The organism is Pseudomonas sp. PA-1-3F (genome assembly GCF_021609665.1).
Classification (GTDB): Bacteria; Pseudomonadota; Gammaproteobacteria; order Pseudomonadales; family Pseudomonadaceae; genus Aquipseudomonas; species Aquipseudomonas paracarnis.
In genome coordinates, this window is the sequence record NZ_WJZD01000043.1 from 21,418 (window position 1) to 44,344 (window position 22,927).

General features: G+C 61.2%; 20 protein-coding genes. 4 read left to right on the forward strand and 16 right to left on the reverse strand.

Features of this window, described 5'->3' with window-relative positions; genetic code table 11:
• Positions 1-119 precede the first annotated feature (119 nt).
• From GIV26_RS24010 to GIV26_RS24055, 10 genes are all read right to left on the reverse strand, one after another.
• Positions 120-752, reverse strand: coding sequence for a hypothetical protein (locus tag GIV26_RS24010; RefSeq protein ID WP_019819550.1), 633 nt, complete (start codon positions 750-752; stop codon positions 120-122).
• Positions 753-833: 81 nt separating this feature from the next.
• On the reverse strand, positions 834-2,276 hold the full coding sequence (locus GIV26_RS24015) for an efflux transporter outer membrane subunit (protein WP_236282466.1): 1,443 nt from the start codon (positions 2,274-2,276) through the stop codon (positions 834-836).
• Complete coding sequence (locus GIV26_RS24020) at positions 2,273-3,163, reverse strand: efflux RND transporter periplasmic adaptor subunit (RefSeq protein ID WP_032894228.1); 891 nt, start codon at positions 3,161-3,163, stop codon at positions 2,273-2,275. The genes GIV26_RS24015 and GIV26_RS24020 overlap by 4 nt, the downstream gene beginning before the upstream one ends.
• Positions 3,160-3,369: a DUF1656 domain-containing protein gene (locus tag GIV26_RS24025; RefSeq protein ID WP_003187469.1), complete on the reverse strand. Its 210-nt coding sequence runs from the start codon at positions 3,367-3,369 to the stop codon at positions 3,160-3,162. Before GIV26_RS24025 ends, GIV26_RS24020 begins: the two co-directional genes overlap by 4 nt.
• A complete protein-coding gene (locus GIV26_RS24030; protein ID WP_057702319.1) occupies positions 3,366-5,444 on the reverse strand; it encodes an FUSC family protein in 2,079 nt (692 codons plus the stop codon). The genes GIV26_RS24025 and GIV26_RS24030 overlap by 4 nt, the downstream gene beginning before the upstream one ends.
• The gene (locus GIV26_RS24035) at positions 5,441-5,860 is read right to left on the reverse strand and encodes a MarR family winged helix-turn-helix transcriptional regulator (protein ID WP_236282468.1); all 420 of its coding nucleotides are present in this window, start codon (positions 5,858-5,860) and stop codon (positions 5,441-5,443) included. The genes GIV26_RS24030 and GIV26_RS24035 overlap by 4 nt, the downstream gene beginning before the upstream one ends.
• A 285-nt stretch (positions 5,861-6,145) precedes the next feature.
• Positions 6,146-6,430: a hypothetical protein gene (locus GIV26_RS24040; protein ID WP_125919887.1), complete on the reverse strand. Its 285-nt coding sequence runs from the start codon at positions 6,428-6,430 to the stop codon at positions 6,146-6,148.
• 100 nt (positions 6,431-6,530) lie between these two features.
• Positions 6,531-8,003 carry a Fic family protein gene (locus GIV26_RS24045; RefSeq protein WP_236282470.1) on the reverse strand — a complete coding sequence of 491 codons (1,473 nt, stop codon included), beginning with the start codon at positions 8,001-8,003 and terminating at the stop codon, positions 6,531-6,533.
• A 100-nt stretch (positions 8,004-8,103) separates the two neighbouring features.
• Positions 8,104-8,349 (reverse strand): DUF2789 domain-containing protein, encoded by a 246-nt coding sequence (locus tag GIV26_RS24050; protein ID WP_054896848.1) that lies wholly within the window; start codon positions 8,347-8,349, stop codon positions 8,104-8,106.
• A gap of 32 nt (positions 8,350-8,381) precedes the next feature.
• Positions 8,382-9,962 carry a glycosyltransferase family 39 protein gene (locus tag GIV26_RS24055; RefSeq protein WP_057977812.1) on the reverse strand — a complete coding sequence of 527 codons (1,581 nt, stop codon included), beginning with the start codon at positions 9,960-9,962 and terminating at the stop codon, positions 8,382-8,384.
• 193 nt (positions 9,963-10,155) lie between these two features.
• Here GIV26_RS24055 and GIV26_RS24060 point away from each other — a divergent pair, with 193 nt between their 5' ends.
• The 4 genes from GIV26_RS24060 to GIV26_RS24075 all read left to right on the forward strand — a co-directional run bounded on the left by GIV26_RS24060 (position 10,156) and on the right by GIV26_RS24075 (position 14,813).
• Positions 10,156-12,318 (forward strand): outer membrane assembly lipoprotein YfiO, encoded by a 2,163-nt coding sequence (locus tag GIV26_RS24060; RefSeq protein WP_236282472.1) that lies wholly within the window; start codon positions 10,156-10,158, stop codon positions 12,316-12,318.
• Positions 12,315-13,019 carry a DUF3142 domain-containing protein gene (locus GIV26_RS24065; RefSeq protein ID WP_236282474.1) on the forward strand — a complete coding sequence of 235 codons (705 nt, stop codon included), beginning with the start codon at positions 12,315-12,317 and terminating at the stop codon, positions 13,017-13,019. The genes GIV26_RS24060 and GIV26_RS24065 overlap by 4 nt, the downstream gene beginning before the upstream one ends.
• Positions 13,020-13,255: 236 nt before the next feature.
• On the forward strand, positions 13,256-13,615 hold the full coding sequence (locus tag GIV26_RS24070) for a helix-turn-helix domain-containing protein (protein ID WP_198790410.1): 360 nt from the start codon (positions 13,256-13,258) through the stop codon (positions 13,613-13,615).
• A complete protein-coding gene (locus tag GIV26_RS24075; RefSeq protein ID WP_236282476.1) occupies positions 13,593-14,813 on the forward strand; it encodes a type II toxin-antitoxin system HipA family toxin in 1,221 nt (406 codons plus the stop codon). The genes GIV26_RS24070 and GIV26_RS24075 overlap by 23 nt, the downstream gene beginning before the upstream one ends.
• A 62-nt stretch (positions 14,814-14,875) precedes the next feature.
• On the opposite strand, the gene GIV26_RS24080 is transcribed toward GIV26_RS24075, so the two are convergent.
• The 6 genes from GIV26_RS24080 to GIV26_RS24105 all read right to left on the reverse strand — a co-directional run.
• Positions 14,876-17,329 (reverse strand): TonB-dependent siderophore receptor, encoded by a 2,454-nt coding sequence (locus GIV26_RS24080; protein WP_236282478.1) that lies wholly within the window; start codon positions 17,327-17,329, stop codon positions 14,876-14,878.
• 92 nt (positions 17,330-17,421) lie between these two features.
• Positions 17,422-18,372 carry a FecR domain-containing protein gene (locus GIV26_RS24085; RefSeq protein ID WP_236282480.1) on the reverse strand — a complete coding sequence of 317 codons (951 nt, stop codon included), beginning with the start codon at positions 18,370-18,372 and terminating at the stop codon, positions 17,422-17,424.
• Positions 18,369-18,878, reverse strand: a complete 510-nt coding sequence (locus GIV26_RS24090; RefSeq protein ID WP_054922440.1) for a sigma-70 family RNA polymerase sigma factor — start codon at positions 18,876-18,878, stop codon at positions 18,369-18,371. The genes GIV26_RS24085 and GIV26_RS24090 overlap by 4 nt, the downstream gene beginning before the upstream one ends.
• Positions 18,879-18,952: 74 nt before the next feature.
• Entirely contained in the window at positions 18,953-20,398 is a 1,446-nt protein-coding gene (locus tag GIV26_RS24095; RefSeq protein WP_236282482.1) for an efflux transporter outer membrane subunit, read from the reverse strand.
• Positions 20,395-21,453, reverse strand: a complete 1,059-nt coding sequence (locus GIV26_RS24100; RefSeq protein ID WP_032878511.1) for an HlyD family secretion protein — start codon at positions 21,451-21,453, stop codon at positions 20,395-20,397. The genes GIV26_RS24095 and GIV26_RS24100 overlap by 4 nt, the downstream gene beginning before the upstream one ends.
• Before the next feature lie 15 nt (positions 21,454-21,468).
• Positions 21,469-22,927: MFS transporter (locus tag GIV26_RS24105; RefSeq protein WP_236282485.1), on the reverse strand; the 1,459-nt coding region annotated here is incomplete at its 5' end.

The following is a 22,927-nucleotide window of genomic DNA, read 5'->3' on the forward strand; positions in this document are numbered from 1 at the left end:
GTGGGCTGTCTTCCTTGAACCCCTGAGGGGATTGGCTCAAGCCCGCCGAAAACGGGGGAAGATTAGCACTGGCGGGCGTAAACGGCCCAACCTTTCAGAGGGATCAGTTCAGCAGGAGTTCAGGAGTACTCCTGTTCGACTTCATCCAGTTGGTGATCAAAACTCTTCAAGCGTGCGGTCCAGGTGTACACCAGCACCTCGAACTCGCGATGTATCACGGCATTGCCAGGGGTGTCGGCCTTGGGGTCGCAAAAGTCCAGCTGGTAGCGCTCCCGGGCCATTTGCGTGGCCACGTCGGACAATTCCCGCGCGTTATCCAGCCAGTGCCTACCGTCGGCAACCTGCCGATCCAGCAGCACACATTGTTTTTTCAGGACTTCGAGGCTTTTTTCCAGCGGCGTGCCGGTGAGGTCACCCATGACTTCCTGGAACGTGCGCCCCGGCTGCCAGTAACTGCCCCAGAAATAGCGATCGAACACGGTTTCGACACGGCGCAGGGCGACCTTGGTGTCCCAGATAGCCACGCGGGTCTTGCCCTGTTCGAGGAGTTTTTTCTTCACGCGCTGGTTTTGATACGACGCCCAGGCCACTACGCCGATGGACAAGGTGCCGATCACCAGGCAGGCGCTGTCGAGGAACACCATGGCCTTGTCGAGTTGATGGGCGAGCATGACGCCGTAAAAATACGCGGCCGATAACAAAACCAGTGCGAAGAGCACGCACCAGAAAGCGGGAGCATAAGGGTTTTTCATTCTTGGAATCCCCATGAGCAAACGCGAGCTTTGTCGGGTGAGGCGTCACGGCGCCTCACCTGACAAAGCATAGCAATCACCTCACGGTTTGCCGGGTTTTACCCCTTGCGTTCGTCCGCTTTCCCAACCGCCGCCCAGGGCCAGGAACAGGTCGATCTGGCTCATGGCAACCTGGGTGTTGGCCGCCGCCAGTTGCGCACGCATATCGGTGTAGGTGCGCGTGGCTTGCAGGTCGGCCAGGAAGGATTCGCGGCCGGCCTGGAAGAAGCGATGGATCTGGCCGGCGGCTTCTCGCGCCGACTGTTCGGCGTCGGCCAGGGCGTCGCGGCGTTGCAACACGGCGGTGTATTGGGCCAGGCCGGTCTGGGTTTCGCGGATGGCGTTGAGCACCACGCCGTCGAAGTGGGCCAGGGCGCCCTGGGTCGCGGCTTCAGCTTCATGCACGCGGGCGCGAGCGCCGTTGGTCGGTACAGTCCAGCTGATCATCGGGCCAAAGCCCCAGCGGTTGGTGGCAGGCGTGCCGAGGTTCTCCAACAAGCCCACAGTGCCGACCGTGGCGCCGATGCTGATATCCGGGTACAACGCGCCGGTCGCCACGCCAATACGCGCCGTGGCGGCGGCCAGCTGGCGTTCGGCCTGGCGCACATCAGGGCGGCGCTTGAGCAGCGTGGCGCCATCGCCTACCGGCAGCAGTTGAGCAATATGTGGCAGCTCGGCACAGGTGCCCGTGCCGGCTGGCAGTTGGTCGACAGGTTTGGCCAGCAACATCGACAGCCGGAACAGCGCCGCCTGACGCGAGGCTTCATAACGCGGTATATCGGCGCGCAGGGATTTGTATTGGGTTTGCGAACGAGTCACCTGGGTCTCATCGCCACGCCCGGCATCTCGCAAGCGCTGGGTCAGTTTGGTGCTCTGGGCTTGCAGGTCGAGGGACTCGTTGGCAATCGCCAGTTCTTCGTTGGCCGCGCACACCTGGGTATAGGAGCGCACCACATCGGCCACCAGGGTGATGCGGGCGATATCCGCCGCGGCCTGGGTGGCATCGGCGCTGGCCTGGGCGCTTTCGATGCCGCGCTGCAAGGTGCCGAACAGGTCGAATTGATAGGACGTGGTAATCCCGACGCTACCGATATTGCCTACCGGGACTTTGTCCGGCAGCAAGAAGGCCTCGCCAGATTCCTGCAAACGCTGGGCCTCGGCCTTGACGCCGGCACTCCAGCCGCCAGCGGATTCGGCCTGCTGCACCTGATAACGCGAGCGCTGCAGGTTGGCGGCGGCCACGCGCAGGTCGGTGTTGGAGGCCATGGCCTGGCGTACCAGTTCGTCCAGGCGCGGGTCTTTGTACAGCTTCCACCAATCCGCCGGCACCGGTGCCGACACCACGTTTTTGCCTTCACCCATGATCGGCCCTTGCAGGTCGCCACGGTTGACTGCGGCCTGTTCCGGCAGTTTGTAATCCGGGCCTACAACTTGGCAGGCCGACAGCAACAACCCCAGGGAAGCGGTTGCCAGAAGCCGCTTCATGGTTTGTCCCCGTCTTTAACTTTGTCGTCAATGATCGACACCGTCGCCGTGCGCCCGGCGATCATGCGAAAGTCCGCCGGCACGTCATCGAAGGCAATGCGCACGGGGATCCGCTGGGCCAGGCGCACCCAGCTGAAAGCAGGGTTGACGTTGGGCAACAGGTTGGAGCCGCTGCTGCGGTCGCGGTCTTCGATACCGGCGACGATGCTCTGCACGTGGCCATGCAGGCGCGCGTTGTCGCCGATCACACGGATATCCACGCCCATGCCCACGTGAATGCCGTCGAGTTTGGTCTCTTCGAAATAACCGTCGATGTGGAAGGAATTGCTGTCCACCACCGATAGCACCGGGCGCCCGGCGGTGACGAACTCCTGGGTACGCGGTGCGCGGTCGTTGACGTAGCCGTCCACAGGGCTGCGGATCACCGAGCGGTCGAGGTTGAGTTGGGCGGAGTCCACCGTCACTTGCGCTTCGGCCAGTGCCGATTGGGCGCGGGCGACGCGGGACTGGCTCTCTTCCAGTTGCTCGCTGGGCACCAGGTTGCCCAGGCCACGGTTACGCTTGTACTCGCGCTGGGCCTGGGCCAGGGTTTCCTGGCGGTCGGCCACGGCGGCCTGGGCTTGGCGCAGGGCCAGCTTGAAGCGGTCCTGGTCGACGGCGAAGAGCACCTGGCCCTTGGTCACCAACTGGTTGTCGCGCACGTCAACGCGCTGGATCAGCCCGGAAACGTCCGGGGCGATCTGCACGATGTCGGCACGGATGTGGCCGTCACGGGTCCAGGGCGCAAACATGTAGTACATGACCATGCGCCACACAACGACGACCGCGAAACTCACGACCAACAACGTCAGGACAACACGGCCGATAGTCAAAAAAGGTTTTTTCATGTCATCAGATATCGACTGAGTGAGTCCACCGCGCCCAGCAACAGCGCGTAGAGCCCCACATTGAACAATGCCCGGTGCCAGACCAGGCGATAGAAGTGCATGCGCGTCAACAGCCCGTGCACCACCAGAAACAACACATAAGTAATGCCCATCAGCACCAGCAGCGTGGGCAGGAACACCCCGCTGATATCCAGGTCACCGATCATAAAGGCGCTCCATCAGGTAACGGCGCTTGCATCTCTGTACCGCCAATGAACTCCACCCCGGGCAACAGCGCCAGGCGCAGGCCGGCCAAGGCGTGCAGTAGATGCAGGCGCGTGTCCTCTTCGTCTTGCAGGCCCTGGCCGTTAAGGGCACGACGCGTGCGGTCCAGGGTCATCAGCAGACCGCTGGGCGCGGGCAAGCGTTCACCCGCTTTCAAGCACGCCTTGAAGTAACCGCCCACGCCTTCCACCACCTGGTTGAGCAACACCCGGGGTACGCCGAGGATGCGTGGCGAGTAGGCCAGCAGGTCGAGCAGGTTCAGCGCCACGCGCAGGTCGCGCAGGGCGATGCCGGTGTCCTGGCCGGTGAGGGCCAGGCGCGGCAAGTGCTGCATCAGGCGGTCGAGCATTTGCGCGGCCATGTGCCGGTGCTCGGCCAGGGTCGCGGGCTCGGTGAGGCTGACGATGTCGCGCCAGCTGAAACGGGTGAGGCGCTTGGCCGCCAGCTCTGCGCCGAAGGGCCGGGCAATCAAGGTCCACACAAACGCGAAGAGCAGGCCCACGGGCCCGGCCAGGTTGACGTTGGCGAAGTTGAGAAAGTCCGCGTCATAGGCGCCCTGGATGCTGATGAAGGATGATGTGTTCACCAGCGTCAGCAACATGCCCAGGTAGAAGCGTGGCTGAACCGTAAGGGTGCCGATGCAGATAAACGGCACGGCGAAGGCCAGCACCAGCATGGGGAAGTCATGCAGGTTGGGCAGCACCAGAAACAGGTAAAGGCTGGCGAACAGCACCGACATGGCGGTCCAGAAAAAGAACCGGTAGATCTGCGGTGCCGGATCGTCCATCGAGGCGAAAAAGCTGCAGGCAACGGCGGCGAGGATCACGGCGCTGCCGCCGTCGGTCCAGCCCAGCAGAATCCACAGCACCGAGGCGACGATGATCGCGGTCACGGTGGAAAACGCCGAGTAGAACATCAGGCCACGGTCGAGAAACGGCGTGAGCCGGCCCAGGCGCCAGTGGCGGTAGACGGCGCGCCAGGTGTCCTGGCTTTCACACTGGATGGCGGCTTGCAGGCTGCGGCAGTCTTGCCACAGGTCGACCCATTCGCCCAGGCGGTACAGGGCGTTGGAGAACAGCAACGTGTGGCGGTCATCCAGCGCTTCGCCCTGGGGTTGGGCGGCGTCGATCTGGTCACGCAGCACGCGCCAGCGTTCCAGGGGTGCTTGTTCGGTGGTGCTTTGCAGCCAGGCGTTGGCCTCTTCCAGCAACGGTTTGAGCCGGTCGAGAAACTCCGGTGCGCGATGCTCGATGGCGTACACCGCATCATCCAGTGCATCGATTACCGGCAGCAGATGGATCATGCGCCCGCGCAGTTCCTTGGTGTTGCGCACCGTTTGTGGCCGCGCGCCTTCGTGAGGCAACTGGCCGATCATCAACTCAAGGGTGTTGAAGGTGGCGACCATGCCGCCGCGCAGGTTACTGACTTCTTCTGGGTCTACCTGACGGGTGAGGAAGCGCTGGCTATAGACCTGGGCGTCGCTGAACCACTTGGCCACCGAGCCATCGAACACCGGCATCAGGCGCCGAGGCCAGAACATCGCGCCCACCACCGCTGCGACCGCGATGCCGAGGAAAATTTCTTCGGTACGCGCCTCCGCCACATCCCAGACCGCCAAGGGGTTATCCACCACCGGCAGAGCAATCAGCGGCAAGGTGTAGCCGGCCAGCATCAGGGCATAGTTATTCGCGGTGCGCAGGTGCATGGATAAGAACAGCAAAGTGCCGGTCCACAACGCAATCACCACCACCAGAATGTAGGGTGACTGAACGAACATCGGCACAAACAGCACCGCCGCCGCCGCGCCCATCAAGGTGCCGATGGCGCGGTACAGGGCTTTGGAACTGGTAGGGCCGACAAACGGGCTGGAGACGATATACACCGTGGCCATCGCCCAGTACGGACGCGGCATTTGCATGAGCATGGCGATGTACAGCGCGATCATCGACGCAGCGAAGGTACGCACCCCGTAGAACCAGTCGCGGGCGGGCGGGAAGCCAGTAAAAAATCCGTTCAAGGCGTCACAGCCTCGGCCGCTTCGAAGGCGCGCAATACACGCAGTGCCGCTCGCAGATCGTCGGGGGCGATATCGGCCAACACATCCTTGCGCAGACGCACCAATTGCGCCTCCACCGCCTGCACCAACTCACGGCCACGCTCGGTAAGGCTCAGAGCCTTGGCGCGGCGGTCGTGGATATCTTCGGTGCGGCATACGTAGCCGTCACCGCACAGTCGGTCGAGCAGGCGCACCAGTGATGGGCTTTCCATACCGGAAGCCTGGGCTACTTTGACCTGGTGCACACCGTCGCCCAAGCGACCGATCATCAACAACGGCACGGCGCAGGCTTCGGAGATGCCATAGCTGACCAGCGTGGTCTGGCAGATTTTGCGCCAATTACGGGCGCCCACCACCATGCTGCTGCTGAGGCTCATCTGGAGTTGTTCGAGGGATTGAGGCACTGGATAGTTCGCATACAGTTAGTTTGCTAACTATCAATATGGTCGATGCATGAAGCATCGTCAAGTTTTGAAACAATTTCGCAGATGAGTGGTGGGATGTGGCTTGAGTAAAGCGGGTTTTAGGGTAGGCATCAGCAAATCGCTGATATTCACCATACGACAAACAAAATGTGGGAGCTGGCTTGCCTGCGAAAGCGGTGGTTCAGTTGAATATTCAGTGACTGACACGCCGCCTTCGCGGGCAAGCCCGCTCCCACATTAGGTCAGCGTCAGCATTTTTTGCTCCATCGCCACACGCTCCAGACTTTTAAAATCTCCGACGCACCGATCAATCCAGCCATTGCCAGTACGTTGTAATGCGGGAAAACTCGAGCGCCAATCAACAGGAGCGAAACGGACGGAATAATGTGCACAAGTCGTAAGGGGGTTTGAAAAAAGACAAGCCACCTGACTGATTTTTTCTGAAGAAAAAACATGGCACAGGATGCGAAAATTGAGGCCTGTAAAACCAACCAACGCCCCCATAAACATGACAATTTGCACATCACTGTGCTCTCGCAAAACATCTGAGGCGCTTATCACATCACTCAGATACGGAATTCCTTTTTTTCAGACGCCTCATCTGGCGTGACTGGATGACCTCTTACTCGCCCATCAACCTCAAGCTCTCCTCCTCAATAAACCCAAACACCTCTTCCGCCACACTGTACTGAAACTGCTTACGCCGATGCTTGGAAAGCTTCCCACCGTTATCCAGGCACATCATCACCAGCTTCGAAAGATCGCTGCCGCGCACGTCGTAGCATTGGTTCACCGCTTTGATCACTTGGTCATAACGGTCGAGGAATTCGGTTTCTTCGCGCAGTTCCACTTCCAGTGCGCGGCGGGCCATTTGCAGGGTGAATTCGACGCAGCGGGTCGCATCCCAGTAGCGATAGATCGAGGGGTGGCCGATGAAGTCGAACGCCATGTGGTCGGCGTCCAGCCAGGTGACGTTCCAGAATTCCCGAGTCGGCTGGGAGAAGGTCTTGAGTGCCTCCAGATAGGCTTGTTCCTCGTGCTTCATGGCGACAGAGACCGGTAGCAGCAAGCCATTTTCCAGTGCGCCGTAGTGGCAGAGCGTCTGGTGAATCAGGAAGCGAGACAGGCGCCCATTACCGTCCATGAACGGGTGCAGGAAGACGAAACCAAAAGCGGTGACCGCGGCCGCCACTAAAGGATCGACGTCTCGCACGGGCTGGTTGGCGAAGGCCATCAGCTCTTCCATTAATTCCTGGCAAAGCGCGGGAGCTGGCGGCACGTAGCTCACACCGGCTGCGCCGCGTAGCCCGTTGTGCAGATGGTTCTGTTCGTGGCGAAACGCGACGGCTTTGTCAAACGGATTGGAGATGGTGCTGTTTTGCAGCTCGACCAAGTAGTCCTCGGTGAGCAACCGGCCTTCGTGGGCCTGGCGCAGGAGTTGGACGAAGCGGCGGGATTTTTCTTCGCTGGGTTGTTCTTTTTCGATGGCAAATGAGTCGCGGGTTTCGTGCAGGTATGCCCACTGGATGGCGCGGTCCATCATTTCCGGAGGGAGGGTGGCCATGAAGGATTTGGCACGAGCCAATACATCAAGCGCCAACAACGCTTCCAGCTCAGGCGTTCGCTCTACGGTGGCGCAATAATGCAAAGAGCCCAAACCGTTGAAATCCACTCGCCAACGACTGTTGCGAATGCTCGGGCCGGTTACATAGCGCTGGGGATCGAACAAGGGAACAACGCGACCACGAACAGGAAGGGTGTGATCCAGCATTTTCCCGGTAAAGCCTTCCCACAGAAAACAGGCTTTTCGGATAAACGCACCGTTAGGCGAGTCGGCCAGCGCGTCCAAAAACGGTTCTGGGCCGAGCTGTTCAAACACCTGAGCAAGTATCGCCAGGTTCACGCCTTCATGCTTAAGCGCAAATAACACATGCTCAAACAGCGCATGTTGGGCGGGCGCCACCGAATGGGGAACTGCCAGGCAGTCGCCGATCAAGGTAATCCTCGTCACCGGCTTGATCATCGCAGTCCTCAAGGGTGCGATAACCTTTAGATCCAGCGCCTCACACAGATGAGCGTATCCGACTGTTGGCATGGCGAGCTTTCCAGAAAAAATTCACTTAGGCGATTAAAGCCCAGTTTTTTTTACCGCTCACCATTTTTTTTTACATACTCGCCCTTATTTGGATATTTTTTTACACCTCTCGCCCACTCCGCAACATCAAGTTCAACTCATCCACCACCACCGCCCAATCCGCATCATCCAGAATCTCTTCACGCAAAAATGCCTTCTGGGCGTCGCTCCAAAAAAACGCATCCGCCAGTTTCAACTCCGGCTTGAGCGGCGAATGAGAGGCGACAAATTGCTCGATACTGACCGGGTCGTGCGGCAAGCCAAGCTGTTTGAACAAAGCCGGTAGGCTGTGCACTGGCGATTCCATGGAGGGTTCCTCATAAGTAAGTTGAAGTGAGTCTAGCGGCAGCCTTCAGGTTGCGGCGCCGGTGCGTTGCATAGCACGAACAACCGCGCCCTGGCGCCACCGCCGTCCTGGCGACTGAGTTCGTGCCAACTGGTGGGCAGCGGCGCGAATTCATCCGGGGCTTCGTTGCTGCTGATCAACCATACCCGTCGCGTTTGAGCAGGCAGTGCTGAGAGGCGGTCCAGATAGATGCGGCCACCGTCCTGGTCCACCAGTGTGCCGAAACCATAGGCGTTCGGGCGAGTGGCAGTCCCGTCGGGTTTGGGGGGGGTGTAGAGCTGAAGTTGCGCGTCGGTCTGGTCGTAATACACGTAGCTGAGGTACCACATCATGTCGCTGAGGACGATGCGGTCGCCTTCCTGGTAGTTGCGATTGACGAACTCCACCGGCACGTTGAACTGGTCGTGTTCATCCACCTCGAAGTTGTTTTTTAACCCCAGCAGTTCTACGCCAACAAACAGTGCGAACAACGCCACGCCCAGCCAGGACAAACGGGACGGCAAACGGTCGATGGCAAGCGCCAGGACTATCGGCAGGCCTAACGCATACACCGTGAGGTAGCGCTCGATAAACACGGGCGAGATAAAGGACACGCCATAGACCAGCAGCAGCGGTAGCAGGCAAAACAGTGCCGGTAGGCGCGCCGCGTTATTGCGCCAGGCCGTCGATACAACCACCACGGCCAGCAGCAGGGGTAACAGCCAGAACAGCGGCGGCCACAGGCCGAGACCGTCATCCTGCAAAAGGAACTGCCAGACCATCGACGGTAGCGACAGCAGATTGACCGGCTCTTCCCAACCAATGTCGCCGCCGACTTTGAGCTGTTCGACGTGCTGCACCAGGTCCAGCAGGTTGGGCAGCCAGGGTAGATACAGCAACACTATCGCCACGTTGGCGACCCACCAGGCAGGTCGCGTGATCAAGCGCTGACCCGGCGCCTGCAACCCCAGGTACGCCCAATGCACCAGCACGCACAGCGCAGTGAAGTAGTGGGTATAGAAGCCGGCGCTCATCAGCAGCACATACACAGCCAAATAGCGCGCGCGTTCGGGCTGCCTCACCCAGTACACCAGCGCCAGCGTGGCGCCCAGTAGCCACACGCCCAGCAGCGAATACATACGCACTTCCTGGCTGTAGCGCACCGCAGTGGGCAGTAGAACCAGCAGGATCCCCGCCAGCACGGCTGCGCGTCGGGTGGACAGTTGCCGTGTCAGCCAGATGCCCAGGCCCACGACGGCCACGCCGGGGATCGCACTCAGGCTGCGAATTGAGCCGATGCTGTCGCCGAACACCTCGATCCAACCGCGCAGCAGCAAGAAGTACAGCGGCGGGTGCACATCATGGGCCGCGTGAAACCACAGGTCGGCCAGGGCGTATTCGCTGAGCAACAGGCTGGAGCCTTCGTCGCCCCAGATCGCCGCCGAGGTGAGGTGGTAAAACCGCAGGGCCATGGCCAGCGCCAGGATCGGTACCCACCATAAACGGCTGAGCCAGCCGGCGCCCTCCCAGCTCAAGCGATGAAAGGCAGGCAATGCCTCGACTTTTTCGTGTTGCTCTACCACAGACCGACGCATATCGACTCCGCTACTACTGCCCTCTTACAGGACAAACACTGCGCATGCGCAAACACCGCCACTCTAGGCCAAAAGCCCTGGCCTCGCTGCTGGAATCGGACAAATCAGCAATTTGTGTAGGCCTTCACCGAAGCACTCGCCGGATCAGGCTATTATTGCCCCTTCTCCAAGGACTCAGGATCAAGGAAACGTTATGCGCATCGGTTTGCTGTCACCTCTGGCCCTGGCCCTGCTGGCCGGTTTTTCCCTACCGGCCCAGGCCAGTTCTGACGACTCATGCTACCCCGACTGGCGGGTATCGCGGGACAGCTACGAGCCGTGCAGCAACCAGCCGTTTCTCAGCCCTGGCAACGACAGCCGAGTGAACCTGCGCCTGTTGCTGGCTGACAAAAAAGCCGCGCCCCTGGCCCCCAATGCCTTGGGCGAAGACGATTTGGCGCAAGGGTTCGGCCCGGTGCCGTTTCCGGTGTATCGCCTGGTGCCGGTTCCGGCTACGGCTGAGGAGCCGGATGACAAGGCTGACGATTCACGCACAGCCGAACTCGACACTTTGCTCCAGCCCCTGGGTATCAAGCGCGAGGAGTACAAGACCGCAGGCCAGGCCTTCCTGAATGGCGAAGGCAGCCGTTGCCGCAGCAATGACGATGACAGCGCCACGGCGTTTATCAGCCAGGTGATCAAGGCCCAGATGCCGCCCGCCGAGCGCGATGTGTTGGTCAAAGCACGCCTGCAATTACTGAGCACCTGTGACTGGAGCCGCCAGGTGGTGGACGCGCAGCTGACCCCGTCGGCCAATGCTCAGTTGTTTCGTACCTATTTGCAGGCCGCCGGCGACTTCTACAGCGGGCGCTTCGATTACGCCGAGCGCGGTTTCGCCGCTGCCTCCACCAGCGATGTGCCATGGCTGAAGGAAACGGCGCTGTACATGACTGCGCGTACGTCGCTGAATCAGGCCCAGGCTGAAGCCTTCGACGAATACGGCATGCCGCAACGCGAGCATGTGGATAAGTCGGCCCTGAGCGATGCCGAGCAAGGCTTTCTCGGTTACCTGAAAACTTACCCACAGGGCGATTACGTCGCCTCCGCCCGTGGGCTCTTGCGCCGTGTGCACTGGCTGGCGAACGACGACGCCAAACTTGCCGAAGACTTCACCTGGCAATTCACCGAGGCCACCGACGCCCAGCGCAATGTGAGCGTGGACGAACTGGTGGAAGAGGCTGACCTCAAGTTGCTGATGGTCGGCAACCAAGCGGCGAACAGCCCGATGCTGCAAGTGGTCAGCGACCTGATGGCGATGCGCGCCCACACCCCGCCGCTGTTGAGCCGCGAAGACCTGGATAAGCAAAAGAGCACCTTCGCCACTGAGCCCGCGCTGTTTGACTTCCTGCAAGCCAGCTATGCCCTGTACGTCGAGCACCAACCCGACACGGCCTTGAAGCACCTGCCTGCGGATGTGCCATCGAGCCTGGATTACTTCGCCTTCAGCCAACAAACCCTGCGCGCCCTCGCCCTGGAGGCCAAGCAGGACTGGAAAGGCGCCGAAGCCCTGTGGCTGCAACTGCTGCCGCTGGCCAAGCAACCGCTGCAACGTGACCAGCTGGAGCTGGCATTGGCCATGAACTACGAGCGCAGCGGCCAACTGGCCAAGGTGTTCGCCGCCGACTCACCGATCAGCGCCAAGCAAGTGCGCTACATCCTGCTGCGCAACGTCGCCGGCCCCGACCTGCTACGCCAGCAGATCGCCAACGCCAGCGACCCGATCGAGCGTCAGAGCGCGCAATTCGTGCTCCTCTACAAAGACCTGCTGCGCGGCCAGTACGCCACCTTCGCCGATGACCTCAAGCAGGCCTCGCTCTCTGACGACAAACTCGGCACCAGCCTGGGCTACACCTATACCAGCGGCCAGACCTTGAAGCTGTTCCAATGGAACGGCGACAAGGCCGAATCTGGGTACGCGTGCCCAAGCATCGCGCAAACCGCGGCGACCCTGCAGAACGAGGCCAAAAACCCGCACGCGTTGAACTGCTTCGGTGAATTCATCCTGCGCAACGGCCTGGACGGCATGCCGTTGGAACAACCCCGCGCCGCCGGCAGCCTGGGCAGTACCGCCTCGGACTTCAAGGGTGAAACCTTCTCGCGCCTGGACGGCTACAAACAGGTGATCGCCAACGCCAAGGCGCCGAAAACCGACAAGGCCTATGCGTTGTTCCGCGCCATCAACTGCTACGCGCCGGCCGGCTACAACAGCTGCGGCGGCGAAGACGTTGCGCCGGCAGTGCGCAAAGCATGGTTCCGCCAACTCAAGAGCGGTTTTGCCGATACCCAGTGGGGCAAATCGCTGCAGTACTACTGGTGAAATCGCTGTGGCTAGGCTTGCTGTTGCTGGCAAGCCCGGCTTTTGGCGCCGTTGACGCAGGCGACTACGACGCCTTCTGGCTGTGGAGTGGCGTCACGCCCCAGCCGGTCATCAAGCAGGCAAAAACCCTGTACATCCTGCAAGGCCAGATCAACGCCACGCGCCGCGCACCCCAGCGCGGCGTGCAATTGATCGCCCAGGGCATCAGTGTGCCCCGCATTACCCAAGGCGAAATCTGGGTGGTCTATCGCGCCCACACCTTGCACTGGCCGGAACAGGTCTACACCCAAGTGCTCGGCCAGGTGCAACGCTGGCGCGACGCGGGTAACCCGGTGATCGGCATCCAGATCGACTTCGACGCCCGCACCCAATACCTGCACGAATACGCCGACTTTCTGCGCGACCTGCGCCAGCGCCTGCCTGCCGACCTGCGGTTGAGCATCACCGGCCTGATGGATTGGAGCAGCAACGCCGACCCGGCCGCCATCGCCCAGCTCAAAGGCGTGGTGGATGAAGTGGTGGTGCAGACGTATCAAGGGCGCCACAGCATCCCTGACTATGGCGCGTATTTGCCGCGGATGAATCGACTGGGGATGCCGTTCAAGGTCGGCTTGATTCAGGGAGGCGAGTGGCAAGCGCCGGGGTATTTACAGGGAAGTGAGTGGTTTCGGGGGTATGTGGTGTTTTTGCAAAACCCTTGAGTCTTCCAACCCTGAAAAAAACCGGGCATCGAGCCTAATGCCCTCTGTAAGAGCGAGCTTGCTCGCGAAAAACGTCAACGACAACGCGTGTTTCCTGATTGAACGCGGCGCCTGTGAGTTTTTCGCGAGCAAGCTCGCTCCTACAAAAAACCTTAGCATCGAGCCGGTTTTTTGCAGGTGGCCTTAGAGGCTTGGATGATATAAGTTACCTTTATTGCTTTAAAGAGTGATATATCATGCAAGAAACAGCGAAACCCTACCCGCACAAAGGGTACATCTCAGAGAGAAGCGCTGAGCTAATGAGAGGTATCGGGAACGGTATCGAAGTAGCCCGCATTCGTCGCCGGTTGAAAATCTCCACCATATGCAGCCGCGCGGGCATTACGCGGCAGACGTATCAGCGGCTGAGGCAGGGCGAGGCCGGCGTATCCCTCGGCGTGCTGATGAATGTACTTAGCGCGATGGACTTGGAAGAAGGTATGGCGAGCATTGCGTCACCAGAACTTGACCAAGTTGGCATTACCATGAGCCTCGCCCGTGAGCCTGAGCGAATTCGCACTGAAGGAGAACACGATGTCCTGGAAGCCGATTGGTAATGCCTTTGTTTTTTCAGCTCACTTAGTCGGTGACCCGGTCCCTGTTGGCGAAGTGGCCATGCATGGGAATGGATTCGTTTTTCGCTACGCCAACAGTTGGCTCGCACGGCCCGACGCATTTGCGATTGACCCGCTGAGTTTGCCACTGACCCCTAACCAGTATTCCTCGACGCGCATGTTTGGTGTGCTCGACGATGCAACGCCCGATAATTGGGGTCGGCGTGTTCTGCTGGCGACCCACAAACAGCATCCACAAAACGAAGTTGAATGGCTGCTTGCCTCGCGGGGAGCAGGAGTGGGTTGCCTGCTGTTCAGTGCGTCAAGAAGTCAGCTGCCAACCCTGCACCAACCCCCGCAATTTGAAGACCTTGAGAAAATCATGGTGGGCCTTGATCGAGTCGAGAAGGGTGACGTCGACCTGCCTGCGGAAATCGCACGGTTATTCGAGTTTGGGAGTTCCATGGGCGGCGCCAGGCCGAAGGTCACCGTGACCCATGAAGGCAAGGAATGGATTGCTAAACTCGGCCGTAGCGACGATGTGTTCGACCAGCCACGGGCGGAATTCGCCAGCCTTCAAATGGCGGATGCTGCGGGTCTACCCGCAGCCGGGCGCAAATTGGTAGAGGTCGCCGGCAAACCGGTGTTGATGGTCGAGCGTTTTGACCGACATGAAGGCGCTGGCCGCGAGCACTATGTCAGCTGCAACTCTTTGGTAAGCACGGAGAAGCCAAGAATGCGGGTTGATGCGGCTGACGGTGCCGTTTCATATTCCAGAATCGCCGACGTATTGAAGAAGGTCAGCGACGATGCCACCTTTGACATGCGCGAGCTTTACAAGCGTATGGCCTTCAACGTGCTCATCGGCAATAGCGACGACCACCTGAAACAAACCGGGCTGCTGCTGACCAGCGCCTCGGGCTACTCCCTTGCGCCAGTATTTGACGTGTTGCCCCACCCCACGCAACTCGGCTTGCAGGCGCTGATCATCGGCAATGAAGGCAGGGTATCGTCTGTCAGCAATTTGCTGAGTACGCCTGAACGCTTTGGGTTGGGGGCGGATGAAGCAAGGTCCATCGTCACGGATATGTATGCCGTCGTGCGAGAAGCCTCCGGCTTTTTCGAAGCGGCAGGCTGTAGCGGTGCCGAGGTACGCATGCTTTCCAATGTGTGTACACGATTTGCAGCGGACCTGGTGTAGGGCGGCAACAGAGCGCACCCTTGAAGGGTGCGCGCCGCAGCAAATATCACCTAAACGCTAAGTTACCAATCGTACGTCAGGCTCGACACCACCGTGCGTCCTTCCCCGTAGTAGCAATCCAGATCACTGGTGCACTGCGAGACGTAGGTCTTGTTGCTGAGGTTCTGCACGTTCATCGCCAGCTTCACGCCCTTGAGCTTGAGCGGCGAGGCGCCCAGGTCGTAGCTCAGGCTTGCATCGTAGACACTGTAGGACGGCACGTTGAAGGCGCCTTCGTAGTAGTCGCCCAGGCTTTGACGGGCGTAACGCACGCCAAGCCCTGCACCCAGCCCCGCCAAGGGCGTGTCGCCGAGCACGGTGTAGTTGACCCACATCGAGGCGGTGAGTGGGGAGATGCCGGCCGGGTGGCGACCTTGGCGGCCATCGTTGTCCTTGATGTATTTGACGTCATTGCGCGCAGCCGAGGCGACCACGTCCCAGGCATCACTCAAGACGGCCTTGGCTTCCAGTTCAACACCTCGCGAGCGCAGGGCGCCGCTTTGGGTGCTGAAGGTGGTGTCCACCGGGTTGGTGGTCAGCACGTTTTCCTGGTCCAGTTGGTACACAGAGGCCTGGATGAAGCTCTTCTGGCCCGGTGGCTGGAACTTCACGCCGACTTCGTACTGTTTGCCGGTGGACGGTTCGAAGGGTTTTCGGTTCGCATCAGTGCCGGCCAGCGGCAAGAAGGAGTCCGAATAACTGACGAAGGGCGATACGCCGTTATCGAACAGGTACACCAGGCCCGCACGGCCGGTGAATGCCTGGTCTTTGCTGGCAAAGCGGGTGTCCTGTATCGGCTCCTTGTTCACCACATTCGCCCAGTCATAGCGGCCACGGAGTACCAGCACCCATTTATCCAGCTTGATCTGGTCCTGCAGATACAGGCCGGTCTGGGTAATGGTGCGGTCCCAGCGGTACGGTTGGCCGAAGTTCAAGGGCTGGCCGTACACCGGTTTGAACAGGTCGATGATCGGCGGGTTGCGGTCATACAGGCCATGGAACTGCGAGTTGGAATGGTAGTAGTCCAGGCCAACGATGAAGGTGTGGGACAGTGCGCCCGTGTCGAATTCAGCCTGGGCGATGCTGTCCACGCCGAACACTTTGTTGGTCTGCGACCAGTCCACGCCGAAGCGTTGCAGGTAGCGTTGGTCCTGCACGCCGGTGTTGGGGTTGGCGACAAAGCGGTAGCCGTGCAAGGGCGCGGTGTAGCGGTCGTCGACCTCGGCGTAACGGGCGTTTTGCTTAAGGGTCCAGATGTCGTTGAGGCGATGGGAAACTTCGTAACCCAGCACGTATTGCTCGCGGTTGTACTGGTTGACGCCCGGCTCGCCGATAAACACATCGCGCTTGATCTTGCCGTTGGGGTTGTCCCACAGCGTGCCGGACGCCGGCAGGCCTTGGGCTTCGGGCACGCCTTTGTCTTTCTGGTACTGGGCGAACAGGGTCAGGCTGGTGTCGTCGTTGGGGCGCCAGGTGAGGCTGGGGGCGATGAACTGGCGCTTGTTTTCGACGTAGTTGATTTCGTCTTGCGCGTCATTCGCCAGGCCGGTCAGGCGGTAGAGAAACTGCCCCTCCTCGTCCAGCGGGCCGCTCAGGTCGATGGCCGCGCTTTTGTGTTCGTAGGTGCCGGCTTCCAGTACCACTTGGTGTATCGGCGTTTCGCTGGGGCGCTTGCTGACCATATTGACGATGCCGCCCGGTTGGTTCTGGCCGTAAAGCACGGACGCCGGGCCTTTGAGCACTTCGATGCGCTCCAGGGAATACGGCTCGATCTGCAACGCGCCACCTGTGCTGCCGCCGCCATAAGGCAGGTGCAGGCCATCCAGGTACAGCGGCGTGGGCGAGAAGCCGCGTGACGTCGGCTCATCGAACAATTTGACTCGGTCGGCAAAACCACCAGCGCTCATACCTGGGGTGTAGAGCAACGCCTGGGTGACACTCTGGGCGCCACGCGCCTTGATCTCGGCGGCGGTGATCACGTTGATGGTCTGGGGGATTTCCACCAGCGCCGAGTCAGTCTTGCTGCCCGAGGCGCTGCGCTTGGCGACAATACCGTCCACCGGGCCCCAGGCGCTTTCCTGCTCCTGCCGGCCACTTATCTGGGTCGCGCCCAACTGCAAGGCTCCGTCGCCGGAAAGGGCCTGCAACGACCAACCGCCCTGGGATTGCACCGCCGCCAAACCACTGCCCGCCAGCAAGCGCTGCAATCCCGAACCTACACCGTAACGCCCTTTCAAGCCGGCGCTGCGCTTGCCGTCGGTGAGCGATGCGTCAACCGACAGCAAGATGCCTGAGGCACTGGCGAAACGGTTCAACGCCTGGTCGAGGCTGCCCGCCGGAATGTCATAGCTGCGCAGCGCTTCGGTGCTTTCTTCGGCTTGAACCATGCTCGGCAGTACCGGAGCCGTTGCCAGCAGGCCGGCAAACAGGCCACGACGCAGCGCGCGGGCCAAAGGTTGGATTGGGTGGTGCGACATGGCAGGACTCCCCGTGAGAACGCTTCTTGATTGGCTTTCAAGAGGTATCCCGAACGGGCCGCAGAAACCGACAAGCCCTGTACAAAGTATTTTCAGACCCGCGCCTTGATCGTTACCCAGTAACGGGTCACCGCCTGCACGTGCACGGGCAATGAACGCTCCAAGGCCGCCAGGATCGCGTCGGTGTCGTTCAGCGGGAACACGCCGGTCAACAGCAGGTTCGACACCGCCTGATCACAGCGCAACAGGCCCGGGCGGTAGCGACTCAGTTGCGCCACGAACTCACCCAACGGCTGACGTTCGGCAACCAGACGATGCTCGGTCCAACTGCTGGCATTGGCGCTCACTGCCGGCAACGCGGTGCTTTGGCGTGCGTTGAACCACAGGCTGTCCCCTGCCTGCATATGCACCGGCGTGCCCTGCAACGGCGTGACCCGCAGGCGACCTTCGTACAAATCCACGCGGCTGCCGTCGGGCAGTTCACGCACCGCAAAGCGCGTGCCCAACGCCTGCACATCACCGGCTGGCGTTTCGACGATCAACGGGCGCGAGGCGTCGTGGCCGCTGGTCAGCAGGACCTCGCCTCGGATCAGCCGAATACGCCGCTCGGTAGCACTGAAACGCAGGTCTACGGCGCTGTCACTGTTAAGGTCCAGTTGCGTGCCGTCGCTCAAGGTCATATGGCGAATTTCGCCCGTGGCGGTACGCAGCTCTGCAAAGGCCGCTTGCCAGGTTTCACTGCGTTGCACCAGGTAGCCGCTGCCACCGGCCACCAACAGCAGGCCGAGCAGTTTGAGCGCGGCCCGGCGTTGGGTATCCGGGGTGTCGCGCAATACTGCGCGAGCGCTGTCGGCAGGTACGCCGCCCAGGGTGTGTTGCAGCTGCTGCAAGCGCTGCCAGGCGCGGCGGTGTTCCGGGTCAGCGGCCTGCCAGCGGGCAAACGCCTGGCGCTGCTCGCCCTTGAGCTCGTCGCCCCATTGCAGCATCAACCACTCGCTGGCTTGCTCGACAATCGCGGGGGCGATAGGCGCGTCGTGTTTCATTCTTCGTACACCACCTGGTAGCAGGCGACAATGGCGCGGGTCATGTACTTCTGCACCGAGCTGACGGTGACGCCCAGGCGTACGGCGATTTGCGCATAGCTCAAGCCTTCGAACTGCGAAAGTAAAAACGCACGGCGTACATTGTCGGGCATGCGGTCGAGCATGGCGTCGATCTGCATCAGGGTTTCGAGGATCAGCGCGCGGGTTTCCAGGGAAGGCGACTCGGGCTCGGGCAGGTGCGCGATGCTTTCCAGGTACGCACGCTCGATGCGCAGGCGGCGCCATTGGTCGATCACCAGGTTGCGGGCGATCTGCGCCAAGTAGCTGCGGCTTTCTTTGTCACCCGGGAAGCGCCCGGCCACCAGCAGGCGCAGGAAGGTGTCCTGAGCCACATCGGCGGCCTGTTCCCGGTCGCCCAGACGCTTGCGCAACCAGCCTTGCAGCCAGCCATGATGGTCGCGGTACAGGATGTGAAGCTGTTGCTGGCCGTCAGTCGCGATGCCCATGAAAAGCTCAGAAGTGTTATTGAGAGCAATTATCATTACATCTTATTTGGCGACTGACAAAAACTCTTTCTCGCTCAGCGCACAGCGGTCTGCAACGGGTACACCGACTCCCACCCTCCTCCCAGCGCTTTGTACAGCCCGACCATGGCCAACGACACGCCGGTGGAGCTTTCCACCCACTGCTCCTGCGTCGCCAGCAATGCGCTTTGCACGGTGAGTACGTTGACGAAATCCGCCACGCCTTCGACGTACTGATGTTGCGCAGTGGTCAGTGCGATCTGGTTCTGGCGCACCGCTTCGGCCAGGCTGTCGCGACGCAGTTGGCTGGCGTTGTAGCGGGACAGTTGATCATCGATTTCATGCCAGGCGCGTAGCACGGTTTGCTGGTAGGCCAGCGCCGCTTCCTGTTGCTGGGCTTCACGCAAATCGACCATGCCTTGCAGGCGCCCGCCGTTGAACAGCGGTAGGCTCAATTGCGGGCCGAAGGCAAAGGCGCGGGAACCCCAGGAGCCGAAATCCGAGAGCTGCATGGCTTGGGAGCCGAGGCTGCCGGACAAGGTGATGCGTGGGTAAAAGTCGCCCTTGGCCACGCCGATGCTGGCAGTGGCAGCGTGCAAGCGAGCTTCTGCCTGACGGATGTCTGGGCGCCGTTCAGCCAGCTCTGATGGTAAGCCGATCGCGACCTGGCGCTGGGTTTGCGGCACAGGTGCATCCTTGGACAGCTGCGCGTGCAGGGCCTGGGGCGGCTCGCCCATCAGCAGGCTAAGGGCGTTGATCAATTGGTCCTGGCGCTGTTGTAAATCCGGCAGGCGCGCCTCGATAGCCGCGACTTGAGCGGCGGCTTCGGCCACGTCCAGGTCGGTCGCGACGCCGTCGGCCAGACGCAGTTGCGAGAGCTTGAGGCTGTGGCGAGCGACGTCGAGGTTTTGCTCGGTCACGGCGCGGGTGTTTTGGACGCCGCGCAGTTGGATGTAGTCCTGGGCGGTCTCGGCCAGTACCGACAACAACACGGCGCGACGGTCGTTTTCGGCGACTTCCAGGGTGGCGTCGGCGGCTTCGGTTTCGCGCTTGACCCGGCCCCAGAAGTCCAGTTCCCAAGAAGCGGAGAAGCCCATGTCCCATTGGTTGAAGGCCGAGCGGCCGTTCTCGCCGGAAGGGTCGTTCAAGCCTTTGCCGCTGTTGCGCTTGCGCTGGTAAGCGCCGCCGACATCAACGTTGGGGTAGCGCTCGGCCGTGGTCACCTGGCGGATAGCGCGGCTTTGTTGCAGGCGGCTGCTGGCCAGTTTCAGGTCGAGGTTATCGCTGAGGGCGCGACGTGTAAGGGCCGAGAGCTGCGCATCGTGGAACACATCCCACCAGCGCTCCTGCAAAGGGTCGCTGGTGGCGCGGCTGGCGGCCTGGCGGCCCTGGGGTTCGCTCCACTGATTGATCTGCGAGCCCTGGGGCCGCTGGAAATCCGGGCCGACCGTGCAGGCACTCAGGGTGATCAGGCTCAAGGTGAGCCAGGCAACGTGTTTCATTGCTGGGCCACCTCACGCTGTTGCGCGACCGGCCGGGTGTCGACGCTGGCTTCCACCGACATGCCGACGCGCAAACGCTCGGTCAGTGGCTGGTTCGGTTCGAGGACGATCTTCACCGGAATACGCTGCACCACCTTGGTGAAGTTGCCGGTGGCGTTGTCGGGCTTGACCGAGGCGAAGGTCACCCCGGTGGCAGGCGCCAGGCTTTCCAGATGGCCTTTGAGCAGTTCGCCGTCAAGGCTGTCGACGCTGACTTGCACCGCTTGCCCCGCGTGCATATGCGACAGTTGGGTCTCTTGGAAATTGGCCACCACGTAGGCTTCGGCCAGTGGCACCACCGCGAGGATCTTGCTGCCCGGTGTCACATAGGCGCCGACCCGCACCGCACGCTCACCGACCATGCCATCCACCGGTGCGACAATGCGCGTGTAAGACAGCTGATAACTGGCCATTTCCAGCGCGGCCTGGGCGCGTTTAAGCCCACCTTCGGCGGCGTCGCGCTGGGCGGTGAGGATTTCCACCTGCTTGCGTTCGGCGGCCAGCACGGCGGTGGATTTGGCCAGGCGCGCGGTAGCCTGGTCGATGCGGGTCTTGGCTTGCTGGGCGTTCTGCACGGTGCCCGCACCGACGCCAGCGAGGTGGTTGTAGCGATTCAGTTCATGCTCGGCAAACGCCACTTCTGCGCGATCTGCTGCCACGGTGGCCTGGGCCTGGGCGATCACCGAGCTCTGGCGCTCCAGGGTCGCGCTGGCGTTTTTCAGCTGGGCCTGGGCGACCAGGGTGTCGGCATCGGCGGCCTGGGCGGCAGCGCGAAAATCGCGGTCGTCGATCAACGCCAACAGTTGGCCAGCCTTGACGCGCTGGTTGTCTTCTACCAGCACTTCCTTGATGAAGCCTGCCACCCGCGGCGCCACCAGAGTGAAGTCGGCGGCGACAAAGGCGTCGTTGGTGGTCTGGTGCTTGCTGCCCAGTACGCCCGGCGCAACCAGGTAAACCAACACGCCGACGGCAAATACAGCAATAACGGAGACGGCAATTTTGTCTTTGCGTTTCATGGAGAGTCCTTGTGGTCAGGCCGGAGCGCGAGGCGGATAGATCCGCGTGGGCATCCAGAAAATCAGCAGGATCAACGCCACCGCGACACCGGCCATGACGACGTAAAGATCCGAAGAGGTCAGCACCACGGTCTGCTCGTGCAAGCGGTGGGCGAGGCCCGGCGCGTCAGCGTCGGCCAGGGGCGAATTGCCCAGGCGGTCCACCAACATGGTTGAATGGAAATGCCCGCGCTGGGTGGTCAATGTATCCAGCACCGCAGTGGCGATCACAGCAGCCAGGCCTTTGACGGTATTGAACCAGGCCGAGGCAAACGGCCCTTCGATGGGCTGGATACTGCCGGTGGACAGCATCAGCAGAGGCAACACGGCCATCGGCTGACCGAAAATCTGCAGCAGGTACCAGCCGTAAAAGTCGTCACGAATCCACGCCGAAGTCAGGTGAGAACTGCCGATGCAGCACAGCACCAACATGCTCAGGCCAATGCCCAGCACCCAGCGGCAATCGACCCAGCGCAGGTTGCACAGCGCCGCCACCAGCGGCAGCGCAATCAACTGTGGCAGCGCCATCAGCAGCATCACCGGCGCAGTTTGCAGCGGCCGGTAGCCCTGGACCTGGGCGAGGAAACTCGACGGGATGATGATCACCGAGGTCAGCACCATCAGCACGCCGGCCAGCACGATCAGGGCGAAGGCCAGGTTGCGCAGGCCGAGCATCTGCAGGTTGAAGAAGGGCAGCGGCTGTGACCATTCGTTGAGCATGAACAGCACCAGCAACAATGTGCCGCCACACAGCAGGAAGGTAATCAGGCCCGATTCGAACCAGTCCAGGCGATTGCCCTGCAACAAGCCGATCACCAGCATGCAAATCGCCGGAAAGCCCAATAGCAGGCCACGCCAGTTGAACTGCTTGAAGCGCTCCAGGCGCAGCGGGTCTTGTGGCAAACCGTAGGCCACGGCCGCCATGGCCAGCAGGCACGGCGCGACGATCTGCCAGAACGCCCACTGCCAGCCGACGTATTCGGTCCACAACGCCGCCAGCGGCGTGCCCAGGCTGGGCCCGAAGGTGGCGGTCAGTGCGTAACCGGCCAACCCGTACAACTTGACGTTGGCCGGCAAAAAACGCAGCGCCACGGTCATCAGCATCGGCGGCAGCGCGCCACCGGCCAGGCCTTGCACGGTACGCAGCAGCAGCAGGCTTTCGTAGTTCGGCGCAAACGGGCAAAGGATGCCCAGCACGGTGAACAAACCGATAGCGCACAGGGTGAAGCGACGCAGGGAAAACGTCACCGAACACCACGGCGCGAAGGCCATGGCTGCCACGGAGGTGGCGGTATAGGTGGCGACCAACCACGTGCCTTCATCAAAGCCGATGTACAGCGCGCCACGGATATCGGCGAGAGCAACCTTGGTGACCATCTCGTTGAGACCGGAGACCAGCACCGCCAGCAACACGCCGAGCAAGCCGATGATGATG

Bases quoted from the DNA above. Each gene is read 5' to 3' on its own strand.
- GIV26_RS24035 (WP_236282468.1), bottom strand. From the start codon at position 5,860: ATGAGCCTCAGCAGCAGCATGGTGGTGGGCGCCCGTAATTGGCGCAAA.
- GIV26_RS24100 (WP_032878511.1), bottom strand. From the start codon at position 21,453: ATGAAACGCAAAGACAAAATTGCCGTCTCCGTTATTGCTGTATTTGCC.
- GIV26_RS24020 (WP_032894228.1), bottom strand. From the start codon at position 3,163: ATGAAAAAACCTTTTTTGACTATCGGCCGTGTTGTCCTGACGTTGTTG.
- GIV26_RS24015 (WP_236282466.1), bottom strand. From the start codon at position 2,276: ATGAAGCGGCTTCTGGCAACCGCTTCCCTGGGGTTGTTGCTGTCGGCC.
- GIV26_RS24075 (WP_236282476.1), top strand. From the start codon at position 13,593: ATGTCCTGGAAGCCGATTGGTAATGCCTTTGTTTTTTCAGCTCACTTA.
- GIV26_RS24095 (WP_236282482.1), bottom strand. From the start codon at position 20,398: ATGAAACACGTTGCCTGGCTCACCTTGAGCCTGATCACCCTGAGTGCC.
- GIV26_RS24045 (WP_236282470.1), bottom strand. From the start codon at position 8,003: ATGCCAACAGTCGGATACGCTCATCTGTGTGAGGCGCTGGATCTAAAG.
- GIV26_RS24085 (WP_236282480.1), bottom strand. From the start codon at position 18,372: ATGAAACACGACGCGCCTATCGCCCCCGCGATTGTCGAGCAAGCCAGC.
- GIV26_RS24070 (WP_198790410.1), top strand. From the start codon at position 13,256: ATGCAAGAAACAGCGAAACCCTACCCGCACAAAGGGTACATCTCAGAG.
- GIV26_RS24025 (WP_003187469.1), bottom strand. From the start codon at position 3,369: ATGATCGGTGACCTGGATATCAGCGGGGTGTTCCTGCCCACGCTGCTG.
- GIV26_RS24010 (WP_019819550.1), bottom strand. From the start codon at position 752: ATGAAAAACCCTTATGCTCCCGCTTTCTGGTGCGTGCTCTTCGCACTG.
- GIV26_RS24060 (WP_236282472.1), top strand. From the start codon at position 10,156: ATGCGCATCGGTTTGCTGTCACCTCTGGCCCTGGCCCTGCTGGCCGGT.
- GIV26_RS24055 (WP_057977812.1), bottom strand. From the start codon at position 9,962: ATGCGTCGGTCTGTGGTAGAGCAACACGAAAAAGTCGAGGCATTGCCT.
- GIV26_RS24050 (WP_054896848.1), bottom strand. From the start codon at position 8,349: ATGGAATCGCCAGTGCACAGCCTACCGGCTTTGTTCAAACAGCTTGGC.
- GIV26_RS24080 (WP_236282478.1), bottom strand. From the start codon at position 17,329: ATGTCGCACCACCCAATCCAACCTTTGGCCCGCGCGCTGCGTCGTGGC.
- GIV26_RS24090 (WP_054922440.1), bottom strand. From the start codon at position 18,878: ATGGGCATCGCGACTGACGGCCAGCAACAGCTTCACATCCTGTACCGC.